Source organism: Paenarthrobacter sp. 10L420 (assembly GCF_056395385.1).
In genome coordinates this window covers 72,221-85,164 of record NZ_JBFTJK010000012.1, presented here as the reverse complement: position 1 = coordinate 85,164, position 12,944 = coordinate 72,221, and the positions used below count along the sequence as shown (strand labels likewise).

The 12,944-nt window shown below is 61.5% G+C and carries 16 protein-coding genes; 10 read left to right on the top strand and 6 right to left on the bottom strand.

Annotated elements, in window-relative coordinates; all coding sequences use genetic code 11:
- Positions 1-87 precede the first annotated feature (87 nt).
- Positions 88-1,017 (top strand): SDR family oxidoreductase, encoded by a 930-nt coding sequence (locus AC1DD5_RS17110; protein WP_477522207.1) that lies wholly within the window; start codon positions 88-90, stop codon positions 1,015-1,017.
- 26 nt (positions 1,018-1,043) lie between these two features.
- On the top strand, positions 1,044-1,598 hold the full coding sequence (locus tag AC1DD5_RS17105) for a cysteine hydrolase family protein (protein WP_477522206.1): 555 nt from the start codon (positions 1,044-1,046) through the stop codon (positions 1,596-1,598).
- Positions 1,599-1,759: 161 nt separating this feature from the next.
- Here AC1DD5_RS17105 and AC1DD5_RS17100 read toward each other — a convergent pair whose 3' ends face one another.
- The 4 genes from AC1DD5_RS17100 to AC1DD5_RS17085 all read right to left on the bottom strand — a co-directional run bounded on the left by AC1DD5_RS17100 (position 1,760) and on the right by AC1DD5_RS17085 (position 3,710).
- A complete protein-coding gene (locus AC1DD5_RS17100) occupies positions 1,760-2,470 on the bottom strand; it encodes an AraC family transcriptional regulator (protein ID WP_477522205.1) in 711 nt (236 codons plus the stop codon).
- Between the two features lie 197 nt (positions 2,471-2,667).
- A complete protein-coding gene (locus AC1DD5_RS17095) occupies positions 2,668-2,928 on the bottom strand; it encodes a hypothetical protein (RefSeq protein WP_477517668.1) in 261 nt (86 codons plus the stop codon).
- Complete coding sequence (locus AC1DD5_RS17090) at positions 2,921-3,193, bottom strand: GlsB/YeaQ/YmgE family stress response membrane protein (protein WP_442004382.1); 273 nt, start codon at positions 3,191-3,193, stop codon at positions 2,921-2,923. Before AC1DD5_RS17090 ends, AC1DD5_RS17095 begins: the two co-directional genes overlap by 8 nt.
- Positions 3,194-3,521: 328 nt before the next feature.
- Positions 3,522-3,710, bottom strand: coding sequence for a CsbD family protein (locus tag AC1DD5_RS17085; protein WP_442004383.1), 189 nt, complete (start codon positions 3,708-3,710; stop codon positions 3,522-3,524).
- A gap of 185 nt (positions 3,711-3,895) precedes the next feature.
- Between AC1DD5_RS17085 and AC1DD5_RS17080 the strand changes: the two genes are divergently transcribed.
- Positions 3,896-4,345 (top strand): hypothetical protein, encoded by a 450-nt coding sequence (locus AC1DD5_RS17080; protein ID WP_477522204.1) that lies wholly within the window; start codon positions 3,896-3,898, stop codon positions 4,343-4,345.
- A gap of 97 nt (positions 4,346-4,442) precedes the next feature.
- Here AC1DD5_RS17080 and AC1DD5_RS17075 read toward each other — a convergent pair whose 3' ends face one another.
- A complete protein-coding gene (locus tag AC1DD5_RS17075; RefSeq protein ID WP_477522203.1) occupies positions 4,443-5,147 on the bottom strand; it encodes an alpha/beta fold hydrolase in 705 nt (234 codons plus the stop codon).
- 73 nt (positions 5,148-5,220) lie between these two features.
- Positions 5,221-5,790: a YdeI/OmpD-associated family protein gene (locus AC1DD5_RS17070; protein WP_477522202.1), complete on the bottom strand. Its 570-nt coding sequence runs from the start codon at positions 5,788-5,790 to the stop codon at positions 5,221-5,223.
- A 150-nt stretch (positions 5,791-5,940) separates the two neighbouring features.
- Between AC1DD5_RS17070 and AC1DD5_RS17065 the strand changes: the two genes are divergently transcribed.
- The 7 genes from AC1DD5_RS17065 to AC1DD5_RS17035 all read left to right on the top strand — a co-directional run bounded on the left by AC1DD5_RS17065 (position 5,941) and on the right by AC1DD5_RS17035 (position 12,931).
- Positions 5,941-7,437 (top strand): fumarylacetoacetate hydrolase family protein, encoded by a 1,497-nt coding sequence (locus AC1DD5_RS17065; RefSeq protein WP_477522201.1) that lies wholly within the window; start codon positions 5,941-5,943, stop codon positions 7,435-7,437.
- Positions 7,430-8,098 (top strand): GntR family transcriptional regulator, encoded by a 669-nt coding sequence (locus AC1DD5_RS17060; RefSeq protein WP_477522200.1) that lies wholly within the window; start codon positions 7,430-7,432, stop codon positions 8,096-8,098. The genes AC1DD5_RS17065 and AC1DD5_RS17060 overlap by 8 nt, the downstream gene beginning before the upstream one ends.
- An 85-nt stretch (positions 8,099-8,183) precedes the next feature.
- Entirely contained in the window at positions 8,184-9,728 is a 1,545-nt protein-coding gene (gene hpaE, locus AC1DD5_RS17055; RefSeq protein ID WP_477522199.1) for a 5-carboxymethyl-2-hydroxymuconate semialdehyde dehydrogenase, read from the top strand.
- A 30-nt stretch (positions 9,729-9,758) separates the two neighbouring features.
- The gene (hpaD, locus tag AC1DD5_RS17050) at positions 9,759-10,856 is read left to right on the top strand and encodes a 3,4-dihydroxyphenylacetate 2,3-dioxygenase (protein ID WP_477522198.1); all 1,098 of its coding nucleotides are present in this window, start codon (positions 9,759-9,761) and stop codon (positions 10,854-10,856) included.
- Between the two features lie 3 nt (positions 10,857-10,859).
- Entirely contained in the window at positions 10,860-11,645 is a 786-nt protein-coding gene (hpaH, locus tag AC1DD5_RS17045) for a 2-oxo-hept-4-ene-1,7-dioate hydratase (RefSeq protein ID WP_442004390.1), read from the top strand.
- Positions 11,630-12,433, top strand: a complete 804-nt coding sequence (locus tag AC1DD5_RS17040) for an HpcH/HpaI aldolase family protein (protein ID WP_442004391.1) — start codon at positions 11,630-11,632, stop codon at positions 12,431-12,433. The genes hpaH and AC1DD5_RS17040 overlap by 16 nt, the downstream gene beginning before the upstream one ends.
- A gap of 51 nt (positions 12,434-12,484) precedes the next feature.
- Entirely contained in the window at positions 12,485-12,931 is a 447-nt protein-coding gene (locus AC1DD5_RS17035; RefSeq protein WP_477522197.1) for a hypothetical protein, read from the top strand.
- The last annotated feature ends 13 nt before the right edge of the window (positions 12,932-12,944 follow it).

Here is a 12,944-nt window from a genome sequence, read left to right as displayed (position 1 = left end):
ACGGCGCGTTTAGAGTCGATAGTGCCTGGGTACAGCCAACGGTAGCGTCGAATGCCGGGAATCAGACATCTGAGAAAGGCCAGAACCATGACTCAAGCCGACCCAAGCGGAGTGCAAGCAAACGGGGATCATCGCCTTACTTCGGCGCCCAAGGATCCCCGGAGCGGATATCACTCCGAGGAATTTCCCCAGCAGGAACAGGAACAGCCTGGCCTGACCAAGCCCTTGAACCCCCAGCCCGATCACGGTGAATCCAGCTATGTTGGGCACGGTCGCCTCCAGGGCAAGAAAGCCCTGATCACTGGGGGTGACTCAGGCATCGGCGCTGCTGTGGCCATCGCATATGCCCGCGAAGGTGCCGACGTCGCCATCAGCTACCTTCCGGAGGAAGAGGAAGACGCGAAGTCGACGGCGGAATGGATCCGTGAGTGTGGGGCGCAGGCTTTGTTATTGCCAGGAGATGCGCGCGACGAAAAGTTTGCGGCCGAGATTGTGGAGCGCACAGTACAGGAGCTTGGCGGGCTCAACGTCGTGGTCCTGAACGCTGCGTACCAAAAGAACCGTGAGGGCTTGGAAACCATCCCCACCGAGGAATTTGATCGGGTCTTCAAAACCAACCTGTACTCACTGATCTGGACAGCACAAGCTGCCATTCCCCACCTCCGCCCGGGAGCTTCGATCATTGTCACGGCGTCCATTCAGGCCTTTAATCCTTCCGCCCAACTGGTGGACTATGCCATGACCAAGGCCGCCCAGGTAGCCTTCACCAAAGCCATGGCCGAGGAACTCGGTCCCAAAGGAATCCGCGTCAACGCCGTGGCCCCGGGACCGATTTGGACGCCATTGATTCCCGCTACCGAGTGGCCGGACAAGCTTCCAACGTTCGGTCAGGACACGCCGTTGGGCCGCGCCGGACAACCTGCTGAGCTGGCGCCGGCCTATGTGCTCCTCGCATCTGACGAAGGCTCCTATATTTCTGGAGCTGTGCTGCCGGTGACCGGCGGCAAGGGTCTCTGACCCAGGACAGGAAAGGGTATGCGCGCATGATTGCTGTGCTGGTAATCGATATGCAGAACGCCTTTTTTGAGGAACCGGCCCTGAAGCGGCATCAAGAGGAGGTTGTTGCTGCCTGCAACTCATTGACCAGCGCAGCGCGCGAGGCAGGGGCAAACGTCCTCTTGGTTGGCACCCAGCATGAGCGGGACAAATCCACATGGAGCCTGAACATGCTGGACGATGACCAAGGATTCATCTTCAGGGGAAGTGAGCAGGCCAGCTTCGTACCTGGCCTGGTGACCGCCGAATTCCCGCAAATGGTCAAAACCCGCGACAGCGCGTTCGTTGGTACGGACTTAGGGATGCGCCTCAGGAACTGGGGTGTGGAAACCGTCATTCTGGCTGGCGTTTCGGCCCACAACTGCATCGCGCAGACCGCTGCTGACGCTTTCGCCCATAACATCCGGGTGATTTACGCGGCTGAAGCCGTGGCAACAGAGAACCCGGAGGCCGCCGAAGCAGTCCTCCGGGTTCTTACCCGTGAATATCGTCAGAAGGTTTTGCCGCTCGACGAGGTGATGAAACTCTTGAAGGGCCCCTGACTGGACTCGATGGGAATCCACAGTTGCCCGCTCCCGTGGGTGCCATCCGGGTCCGGCCTAACACTGAGCAGTTCGGGGCCGCGTGCCCAAAAGTAAGGGTTGGCCGGAAACCACTCAGTTGCAGCGTCCGCCCACATGCTCTGCAGGACATCCGGGAATCTTCATTCCGTTTCGAACACCACCCATTGGCCAGCGGGGATATCCAAGCGCTCGAAACCTTCCGGAGCGGGTTTGGTTGAAGCCACCGCGTGCCAATAGTCCAGCTCACTGCCTTCGCGGCGCTCTTCGTCAATCTTGTCCGTTACGGACAGGGGCCCCGATGGCTCGACGTCGGCCAGCGCCATCAGACGCTTTGTCGCATCCGGGTCAATGCTGCGTTGAAATTCGATGATTGCAGCGTTAGGACCTTCGTGGACCAGCGGAACCCGGGCTTTGAGGCCGATCAGATGAAAGGGCTCCTTGTTGACTATTCGGTGCTTCATGACAGTATTCCCTTCAATGCGGAGGTGGAACCTCAACTGAGGCTGGGAATGGAGGACTGCGCCAGGTTGCCGTGCTTCTGAGGGAGTCAGCCCATGCATGGCCTTAAAGGCACGTGCGAATGCCTCGGGCGATCCATATCCGTAGCGGAGGGCAACATCCAATACCGTTCCGCCGGCGATGATCTCTGCGGTGGCGGACGTAAGGCGGCGTCGACGAATGTACTCCGAAATCGGAATGCCAGCCAAGGAGGCAAACATCCTCCTGAAGTGATATTCAGACGTCAATGCCGTTCGGGCTAACATGCTGACCTCCACCGATTCGGTAAGGTCCTGCTCGATGAGCTCAAGCGCCCTGGTCCATTCCTGCACTGTCCCTCCAATCCTGACCATCACGCTACGGTGCCGGCTCAGTCGCTGCCCCGACTATCCATGCCCGAAAATATCAGGCTCCGATATCAACCCCACGAGGATCAGGACCAGGTCAACGGATTTCGCAAACACCAGGACCCCGGCAAAGGAAGAACCCGGAGGCTGCAACTGCAGTCTCCGGGTTCTTGTGGTTTTCAGGACCTTGCGGTGCCTGACTGTTAAGGGTGTCCTGAGCCGGAAGCTTCGTCATCCGGCTCGGACGAGAACGGCCTGTCCTCGGGGGTGTCTTCCGTGTTGCGCTCGTCGAGCTCCGCGTCCGCGGATGGGACGGTCTTCTCGGCGTAGTCGCCTGCGGTGTAGTCCCCGCCAGCGTCTTCCTTCAGGGCCTCAGGCGATGCACCGGCAGCGCCGTAATCGCCTTCTGCATACTGACCCTCAAGGTCGTCCTGGTTGGTGTTGGGCGTGGTTTCGTCAGCCATGGTGGGCCCGACGTCCCCCTGTGGCCAGGCCGTAAATCAGCAGAACGACAATGGATCCGCCAATGGCCAGTAGCCACGTCCGAATGGCGAAGAATTGTGTCAGTCCCTCGCCGAAGATCAGGCCACCGATCCAGCCGCCCAACAGGGCGCCAACGACGCCGAGCAGCAAGGTAACGAACCAGCCTCCTCCTTGGCGTCCGGGAAGAATAAGCTTTGCGATAGCCCCAGCCAAAAGGCCGAGCAAAAGAAAACCAAAGAAACCCATTTTTGCTCCTACTTTCTTGTTGATGGAAATTCCATGAACTCGGTGAAGCGGTTCCGTTCATCGGTTGTCAGTTCCAGCGGATAAGTGCTGTAACAGGGCCATATGAGGCCCAGTGGAATATGGGGCGGGACGTTATTTTGCAAACGCCTGTTTCAAACGTCGTTGAATTTATCAAGTGCAGCCAAAAGCACTCCTGTCCAAGGGGCCGGACCGTAGTACTACAACAGCAACGCTAGCTGGTCCCGGGAGCAACAGCAAGTAACCTTGCTATTTTGCCGGTCTAGGGTTCCTGCCCCTCGAACGGGGGTGGTGTGGCCTTGAAATCCGGCTACTTATCGCCGAAGGCGTCCTTCGCGGCGTCCTTGACGTGCTCGCCAGCCTGCTTCACATTGGCCGACGCTTGGTCGCCCGCGCCCTCGGCCTGGAGGTCCCTGTCGCCAGTGGCTTCGCCGGTCTTTTCCTTGACCTTGCCCGTTGCTTCTTCCGTGGCGTTCTTGATCTTGTCATCCAGTCCCATGGTTTTCACTCCTCGGGTTGCCATGTGGTTGTGGCCTGCGGGTTTTCCGCTGGTTGGCATTAAAGTTTAGTCCTCTTTTCGAATTCAGCAAATGAACGTTAACCCACCATCCTGAATGTGCGCGTGACAGCAGGTGAAGGCCGGACTAGTGTCGTAGGAAAAGCACCTCGAAAGGAGTGGGTCCTGTGAAAGGGAAAGCATTGTTCGCCGCCGGCATTGCTGTTGGCTACGTATGGGGGTCCAAGTCCTGGCCGGAGGTGTACCGGCGGGTTCGTGGAGGCGCCCAAAAGGTTTGGAAGAACCCGGAGGTTCAGGAGAACGTCCATCAGGCCACTGAAACCGTCCAGGAATCAGTCCCTGACATCCTGGACAACCTGTACGCAGCGGGCAAGAAGCTCCTGGAGAAGGCGGAGACGATGTTTCCGGGCATCCTGGAGTCGAAGTCCGGGCCGCACGCCAACTCCAGCACCGGCTCCTCTGCTTCTGCTTCCGCTCCGGCTTCTACCTCGACGCCTCCAGTCAGGTCGGACGTAGTATCCGATCCTGCCCTCGATGACAACACAGGAAGCGATTGGACGGACGAAGGCGGTGCAGCGCCGGAAGGGCCGGCGACCAATACGCCGGCCAAGCCCTGACCCCCTGGCGACAAGCCTCAGGGTTCCCGTGCCCGCGGGTTCCTCGTGCCCGCAAGGCCCATCCCGCCGTCGAGCGTTGCTTGTTGAGCGTCGAGCGTTATTTGGTGCGCTCGACGGCTTTCAGGATGGCTTCGCCAAGTTCGCGTGGCTTGGTGAACTGTGGCCAGTGACCGGTGGGTAGGTCGATGTAGTCCACGTCCCGAATCCGCGCGAGTTCGGCTGTGAACGGGTGCCCGGCGTCCATCCATTCCTGAAGGAGTGATGACGGGAACTGGCAGGCGATGATGGTGGCCGGCACATCGTAGCGCCGAACGTCGTGAAGGTGTTGTTGATCGAAGGCAACGCCCTTCGGTTCCGGGATGGCCCGTGCGCGGAAGGCTTCCTTGAGCTCATCGGTCAGGTCGATGAGGTCCGCGTCTTCAAAGCCTTCCCAAGGTGGGAGCGGGATTTCGTCGCCGTCCTCGGGCAGTTCGTCATTGATCACGCCGCCCTCGCCGAGCGGGCCGCTGTCCACATAGACGGCCCTGTCTACGCGGTCCGGGCGGGCGTCAACCGCGCCGTGGATGATGGCGCCGCCGCCTGAATGGCCCACCAGCACCACATTGCCGCCAAGGGAGTCCACCTTGTCCACCACGGCGTCGATGTGTGTCCGAAGGCCAATCCCGGCGCGAGGGGCATCAGCGGACTCCAGTCCGGGAAGCGTGAGGGGGTGAACCGCGTGTCCAGCTGCCACAAGCGGCGGCGTGACCTCCGCCCAAGATGACGCGTCCAACCAGAAACCAGGTACCAGGATGATGTCCATGCCGGTACCCTACGGGAGTCCACGGGAAGGATGCACTCATTTTTTGCTGGATCATTCGATGATCCAGCAGAATTTACGCCTTCCCCGTGAGCTTTCCAAGGGAACGTGCCATTGCCCTGGCCCGTGAGTCCGGAGTGCGGGCCTTGAGTAACTGCAGGATGATGAGGTACCGCTCCGTCTTCCCGAGGCGCTCGAAGGCCTCGCCGGCCGCTGGGTTACCGGCCAACGCCGCTGCAAGGTCTTCCGGGACCTCCGCGTTGGCCTGCGACACATAGGCGGCTTCCCAACGGCCATCGGCCTTCGCTGCTTCGATCTCAGCCAACCCGGCGGGATGCATGCGCCCGGATTCGATCAACGCCTCAGCCTTCCCAGCGTTCACCTGTGACCATGAGCTTCGCGCCTGGCGGCGGGAGTAGCGCTGCAGGAAAGTCGCTTCGTCATTTCCTTTGCGCTGTCCGTCGATCCAGCCGAAACACAGGGCGCCGACCAGGGCCTCCTGGATGCTGAGTAGTTGGACGCCGGCGTTCTTCTTGCCGATTACGAGCCAGGCTTCGGTGCTTGTTTGGTGGTTCGCGGCGAGCCATGACTCCCATTCGGAACCGTTGGCAAACCTCAGCAGCTGGAGCTCATTCTTTTCCGGCACGTACTTCCCTCCACTGCTTTGGGGCTGAGAACAACCACTATGGCCGGACGAATGTGTTTGGGGAAAGGGGTTGACGGCTTGCTCTTCAAGGGGCAATAGTTATCGTATACGATTTCGTACTCGATAGATGTTCGATCAGGAGGAGGCGCCGTGACATTGGAGTTTCGGACCGAGGAAGTCAGCCAAGACATGCTGGCCCGTACGCGCAAAGTCATTGCCGTCCATATCAATTACCCTAGCCGTGCTGCCCAGCGTGGACGCACCCCAGGGCAGCCGTCGTACTTCTTGAAGCCGCCATCTTCCCTGGCGCTTGGTTCCACGGACGCTCCGGGCATCGTTGAGCGCCCTGCCGGCTGCGAACTGCTTGGTTATGAAGGCGAAATCGCCCTCGTCATTGGGAAGTCGGCCCGCCGCGTTGGCCTCGAGGATGCCTGGAGCCACGTCGAATGGGTCACGGCGTCGAACGATCTGGGTGTATACGACCTCCGCTACGCAGATAAGGGCTCCAACGTCCGGTCCAAGGGCGGCGATGGGTTCACGCCTGTGGGGCCCTTGCTGATCCCTGCCGACGCCGTTGATCCAACGCAGCTAGAGATCCGCACCTGGCACAACGGCGACATCGTCCAGGATGACACCACCGAGGACCTGCTCTTCCCGTTCACACAACTCGTCGCGGACCTCTCCCAGCTGCTCACGCTCGAAGAGGGCGACATTATCCTCACCGGCACCCCTGCCGGCGCGTCGGTTGCCAAGCCCGGTGACGTCGTCGAAATTGAGGTAAGTGGCGGCGGTTTCAGCAGCGGCCGCCTGACCACCAAAGTAACGGAAGGTACGACGCCGTTCGCGGACTTTGGCGCGAAGCCCAAGACTGATGACACCCAGCGGGAAGAGGCGTTCGGATCGCGTGAAGCCGCCGGACTCGCACCTGCCGCCAGTGTGTTGACGCCCGAGCTGAAGGCGAAGCTGGAAAGCGTCGCAACAGCCACGCTTTCTTCCCAGCTCCGCAAGCGCGGACTGAACAACGTGAGCATCGACGGCCTGCAGGCCACGCGCCCGGACCGCAAGGTGGTTGGCTTGGCTCGGACCCTGCGCTATGTGCCCAACCGCGAGGATCTGTTCAAGACCCACGGCGGGGGATTCAATGCACAGAAACGCGCGATCGACTCCGTGAATGAAGGCGAAATCCTCGTGATGGAGGCCCGCGGCGAGAAGGGCACCGGCACGGTTGGCGACATCCTCGCGCTGCGTGCCCAGGTCCGTGGAGCCGCTGCGATCATCACCGACGGCGGCGTCCGCGACTACTCCGCAGTGGCCGATTTGGAGATGCCAACGTATTTCGCGAATCCGCACCCGGCAGTCCTGGGACGCCGGCACATTCCTTGGGATACAGACATCACCATTGCCTGCGGTGGTGCAACAGTTCAGCCGGGAGACATCATCGTTGCCGACTCGGACGGCATCCTGGTGATCCCGCCAGCCATCGCCGAGGAACTGGTGGATGACTGCATCCAGCAGGAAAAGGAAGAAGCGTTCATCTTCCAGATGGTCAAGGAAGGCAACAGTGTTGATGGTTTGTACCCCATGAACAAAGAGTGGCAGGCCAGGTTTACTGATTGGCAGAGCCGGCAAGGAGCCCAAAGTGACTGAAACCGCCGTCGAAAGCGCCGCTGCACAAAGCAAGTCCCAACAGGCGTATATCGCCGTCAAGGCCAGGATCGTGGAAGGCATCTACACGCCGGGTTACCGGCTGGTGCTCGCAAAGATCGCTGAGGACCTGGGCTTCAGCGTGGTCCCCGTGCGGGAAGCGATCCGCCGCTTGGAAGCCGAAGGCCTGGTGAAGTTCGAGCGAAACGTTGGTGCCACCGTCTCCGGAATTGATCCCACCGAGTATCTGTACACGATGCAGACGCTGAGCATTGTGGAGGGTGCCGCCACTGCGTTGTCCGCGCCGTTGATTGATTCCGTTGCGATTGCCCGGGCCCGCGCCGTGAATGCGGAAATGCGGGAATGCCTGGAGCACTTCGATCCCGTTCGTTTCACAGCATTGAACCAGGACTTCCACAGCGTCCTCTTTGAACACTGCCCCAATCCGCACATTCTTGACCTGGTCCACCGCGGATGGAACCGGCTCGCGTCGCTCCGCTCCTCGACGTTCCGCTTCGTTCCCGGCCGCGCGCAGGAATCGGTGCGCGAACACGAGGCGTTGCTGCAGCTCATCGAGTCTGGAGCGGACGCCGACACCATCGAACACGCCGCCCGCCGGCACCGCGCCGCAACACTGGACGCGTACCTCGCCACTACCAACTAAAGCAACGCGGGGTCACTTATGGCCCCCAAACGCACTCAACATGGGCCATAAGTGACCCCGCGTTGGATGAAAAAGGAAGACAACGATGACGACCCCTGTAGAAACATCAGCAAAGCATCACGTGCCGGAGAATCTCCCCACGCACATCCAACACTTCATTAACGGTGAGTTCGTAGACTCCGTTTCCGGGAAGACTTTTGACGTCCTGGACCCGGTATCCAACGGAAATTACGCCACGGCAGCCGCCGGCCAGAAGGACGACATCGACCTCGCCGTGGCCGCCGCCCGTGAAGCGTTCGTTAATGGCCCGTGGCCGAAGATGAAGCCTCGCGAACGCGCCCGTGTGCTGAACAAAATTGCCGACGCCGTGGAGGCCCAGGAAGAGCGCCTGGCCGAGCTGGAGACCTTTGATACCGGCCTCCCGATCACCCAATCCAAGGGCCAGGCGTTGCGTTCAGCCGAGAACTTCCGCTTCTTCGCGGACCTGATCGTGGCACAGTTCGACGACGCCATGAAGGTCCCCGGCTCACAGATCAACTACGTGAACCGCAAGCCAATCGGCGTCGCGGGCTTGATCACGCCGTGGAACACCCCGTTCATGCTGGAGTCCTGGAAGCTCGCTCCCGCACTGGCCACCGGCAACACCGTGGTCCTCAAGCCTGCCGAGTTCACGCCTTTGTCCGCGTCACTATGGGCGCAGATCTTCAAGGATGCTGGCCTTCCCGACGGCGTGTTCAACCTGGTCAACGGCCTGGGCGAAGAAGCCGGCGATGCCCTGGTAAAGCACCCGGACGTGCCGCTGATCTCCTTCACCGGAGAGACCACCACGGGTCAGACGATTTTCCGTAACGCCGCAGCTAACCTTAAGGGCCTGTCCATGGAGCTCGGCGGGAAGTCCCCGTGCGTCGTGTTCGCCGATGCCGATCTGGACGCCGCGATCGACTCGGCGCTGTTCGGGGTGTTCTCGCTCAACGGTGAGCGCTGCACCGCCGGCTCACGCATCCTGGTGGAGCGGGCCATTTACGACGAATTCTGCGAAAAGTACGCCGCCCGCGCCAAGAACATCGTGGTGGGCGATCCCCACGATCCCAAGACCCAGGTGGGTGCGCTGGTCCACCCGGAGCACTACGAGAAAGTGGCGTCGTACGTGGAGATCGGCAAGTCTGAAGGCCGGCTGCTTGCCGGTGGCGGCCGACCCGACCACCTGCCCGAAGGCAACTACATCGCACCTACGGTGTTTGCCGACGTCGCGCCTGATGCGCGCATCTTCCAGGAGGAAATCTTCGGGCCCGTTGTGGCCATCACGCCGTTTGAGAACGACGACGAAGCCCTCGCCTTGGCCAACAACACCAAGTACGGCCTGGCGGCCTACATCTGGACGCAGAACCTGACCCGTGCCCACAACTTCTCCCAGAACGTCGAAGCCGGCATGGTGTGGCTCAACAGCCACAACGTCCGCGACCTCCGCACCCCGTTTGGTGGTGTCAAAGCTTCCGGTCTGGGCCACGAAGGCGGCTACCGTTCCATCGATTTCTACACCGACCAGCAGGCCGTGCACATCACCCTCGGCTCCGTGCACACACCTAAGTTCGGCAGCATCGACGACTCCGCTTCCGCGGGCGACAGCTAATACCTACCCTTTCAACGAAGAGAGACCACCATGAGCAACCCCTTCACCGGCCCCATCCCCACCCCCACGGTCCCGGCACCGGACATCGTCCGCTGCGCCTACCTTGAACTCGTGGTCACGGATCTCGCCAAGTCCCGTGCGTTCTATGTGGACCTCCTGGGCCTGCATGTCACAGAGGAGGACGAGAACACCATCTACCTGCGCTCCTTCGAGGAGTTCATCCACCACAACCTGGTCCTCCGCAAAGGACCGGTCGCCGCCGCCGCTGCCTTCGCCTACCGCGTGAAGTCCCCGGCCGAGGTGGACGCTGCCGAGGCCTACTACCGCGAACTCGGCTGCCGGGTGGAGCGCCGCAAGGAAGGCTTCACCAAGGGCGTGGGCGACTCCGTCCGGGTGGAGGACCCGTTGGGCTTCCCGTACGAGTTCTTCTACGACGTGGAGCACGTGGAACGCCTCACCCAGCGCTACGACCTCTACTCCGCCGGCGAACTGGTCCGCCTGGACCACTTCAACCAGGTCACCCCGGACGTCCCGCGCGGCCGCAAGTACCTCGAAGACCTCGGCTTCCGCGTCTCCGAAGACATCAAGGACTCCGACGGCGTCACCTACGCCGCGTGGATGCACCGCAAGCAAACCGTGCACGACACCGCCCTGACCGGCGGCAACGGACCGCGCCTGCACCACATCGCGTTCTCCACACACGAGAAGCACAACATCATCCAGATCTGCGACAAGATGGGCGCGCTGCGCATCTCCGACCGGATCGAACGCGGCCCTGGACGCCACGGCGTGTCCAACGCGTTCTACCTCTACATCCTTGACCCGGATGGCCACCGCGTGGAGATCTACACCCAGGACTACTACACCGGCGATCCCGACAACCCCACCGTCACCTGGGACGTCCACGACAACCAGCGCCGCGACTGGTGGGGCAACCCCGTGGTCCCGTCCTGGTACACCGAAGCCTCCCTGGTCCTGGACCTCGACGGCAACCCCCAGCCCGTCATCGAACGCGAAGAGAAGTCCGAAATGGCCGTCACCGTCGGCGCAGACGGATTCTCCTACACCCGCCCCGAAGGCGCCCCGGATGAGGCTGCTGAAGGTTTCAAACTGGGGGCGCAGGTCTAAACCATGATGGACGCGAAGACGATCGAAGCCATTGCCGACGAGCTGCTTGAGGCCGGCCGGAACCGCAAGCCGGTCCCGCGCCTCACCGCCCGCTACCCTGACATGACGGTGGAGGATTCCTATGCCGTCCAGCAGTTGTGGCGGCGACGGAACGAAGAAGCCGGGCGAACGTTGGTGGGGCGCAAGATCGGCCTCACGTCCAAAGCAATGCAGGCCGCTACCGGGATTACCGAGCCGGACTACGGGGCGATCTTCGATGACATGGTCCTGGAAACCGGCTGCTCCGTGCAATGGGACCAGTACACGCACCCTCGCGTCGAGGTGGAGCTCGCGTTCGTACTGAAGGACGGGCTCAAGGGCCCTGGCTGCACGATTTTCGACGTCCTCAATGCCACCGACTACGTTGTTCCGGCCCTCGAAATCCTGGACTCCAGGATCGAAATGGAGGGCCGGACCATCGTGGACACCATTTCGGACAATGCCGCCATGGGGGCCATGGTGATAGGTGGCCGACCAGTGCGTCCTGACGCCGTCGACCTCCGCTGGGTCTCCGCGATTCTGTACAAAAACCAGACTGTGGAAGAGACCGGAGTGGCAGCCGGAGTGCTTGATCACCCGGCCAACGGCGTGCACTGGCTGGCCAATAAAATCGCCGCGCACGGGGACTCGATGAAGGCCGGAGATATTATCCTTGCGGGCTCGTTTACCCGCCCCATGTGGGTGTACAAAGGTGATACCGTACACGCGGACTACGGACCTTTGGGAGTCGTGACATGCAATTTCGACTGAGCCCCACCTTCTATTCAGCACTCTCAGAGGCCGGCCGTCCGTTGGCTGGCATGTGGGTCTGTTCGGGTAGTCCGTTGGTGGCTGAGGTCTGTGCGGGATCCGGGCTGGACTGGCTTCTGATCGACGCCGAGCATAGCCCCAACGGTCTGGAATCGATCCTCGCCCAACTCCATGCCGTGAGTGGCTACCCCGTCCAGGCCATGGTCCGGCCGCCGGTCAACGACACCGTAGTCATCAAGCAATACCTTGACCTCGGCGTGCAGAACCTCCTGATTCCCATGGTGAATTCTGCCTTCGAAGCGGCGTCCGCGGTTTCCGCCGTCCGCTATCCGCCGCTGGGCGTTCGCGGTGTGGGTTCGGCATTGGCCAGGGCTTCGCGCTGGAACCGCGTTCCTGACTACCTTGCTGCGGCTTCAGAATCGATCAGCCTCACGGTTCAGATTGAATCAGAGGCAGCGGCTTCGGCCGTGGAGGAAATCCTGGCAGTCGACGGCGTGGACGGCATCTTCCTTGGCCCCTCGGACCTCGCAGCTTCCATGGGTTTGCTGGGACAGCAGGAAAATCCCTTGGTGAGGGCCGTCGTCGAGCATTGCCTCGAGGCCGCCAAAGCGGCCGGCAAGCCGGCCGGCGTGAACGCCTTCAACGAGTCCACCGCGCGCGCCTATCTCGACGCCGGTGCCTCCTTTGTACTGGTAGGCGCCGATGTTTCTGTCCTGGCGCGGGCGTCCGAAGGTTTCGCTTCGACGTTCATTCCCGTGTCCGAAACGGCGGATCGCGACAGCTACTGACCTGCCTGGATGGGTTAGGCTCGACGAACCAGAGCCTGAGGGGGCAGCGCTATGAATCGTCGTGCGATAGCTGTGTTTTCCGTAGTTGCCGCGCTTGCGTTTACTGGCTGCTCGGCTCCGGCCGGGTTGAAAGCTCTGAACCGGGAAGCGACGGCGGAGGACAAGCTTCCGGAGTCCGTGAGCCTTACCGGCGTGGATCTGAACGTCGAGGCCGGGACAGCCCGGTTGCTGGCAACCCACGACGACGTGAAGTACTTCGGCGCTAAAAGTTCCACTTCCGGGACTGTCTGTTTGATTGCGGTACCTGTAGGACTCCCGGAGCGGTGGAGGGCGGGTTGCGCAGCGGTCGCCACAAGCGAGCAGATCGTCACCATCTCCGGCGGGGATGGTACAGAGGCGAAGCTCATCAACGACGGCGTCGACGCCAACCGACCGGAATACCGGGGCTGGACCCAGGTCCACGAGAATGTCCTGGTCAGCAAGCCATCCCGCTACTGACTCGGGTGGCGGG

Excerpts from the sequence above, each read along its gene's own strand:
- AC1DD5_RS17085 (WP_442004383.1), bottom strand. The coding sequence starts at position 3,710 with ATGGGACTGGATGACAAGATCAAGAACGCCACGGAAGAAGCAACGGGC.
- AC1DD5_RS17090 (WP_442004382.1), bottom strand. The coding sequence starts at position 3,193 with ATGGGTTTCTTTGGTTTTCTTTTGCTCGGCCTTTTGGCTGGGGCTATC.
- hpaE (WP_477522199.1), top strand. The coding sequence starts at position 8,184 with ATGACGACCCCTGTAGAAACATCAGCAAAGCATCACGTGCCGGAGAAT.
- AC1DD5_RS17035 (WP_477522197.1), top strand. The coding sequence starts at position 12,485 with ATGAATCGTCGTGCGATAGCTGTGTTTTCCGTAGTTGCCGCGCTTGCG.
- AC1DD5_RS17110 (WP_477522207.1), top strand. The coding sequence starts at position 88 with ATGACTCAAGCCGACCCAAGCGGAGTGCAAGCAAACGGGGATCATCGC.
- hpaD (WP_477522198.1), top strand. The coding sequence starts at position 9,759 with ATGAGCAACCCCTTCACCGGCCCCATCCCCACCCCCACGGTCCCGGCA.
- AC1DD5_RS17095 (WP_477517668.1), bottom strand. The coding sequence starts at position 2,928 with ATGGCTGACGAAACCACGCCCAACACCAACCAGGACGACCTTGAGGGT.
- AC1DD5_RS17100 (WP_477522205.1), bottom strand. The coding sequence starts at position 2,470 with ATGGTCAGGATTGGAGGGACAGTGCAGGAATGGACCAGGGCGCTTGAG.
- AC1DD5_RS17040 (WP_442004391.1), top strand. The coding sequence starts at position 11,630 with ATGCAATTTCGACTGAGCCCCACCTTCTATTCAGCACTCTCAGAGGCC.
- hpaH (WP_442004390.1), top strand. The coding sequence starts at position 10,860 with ATGATGGACGCGAAGACGATCGAAGCCATTGCCGACGAGCTGCTTGAG.
- AC1DD5_RS17075 (WP_477522203.1), bottom strand. The coding sequence starts at position 5,147 with ATGGACATCATCCTGGTACCTGGTTTCTGGTTGGACGCGTCATCTTGG.
- AC1DD5_RS17105 (WP_477522206.1), top strand. The coding sequence starts at position 1,044 with ATGATTGCTGTGCTGGTAATCGATATGCAGAACGCCTTTTTTGAGGAA.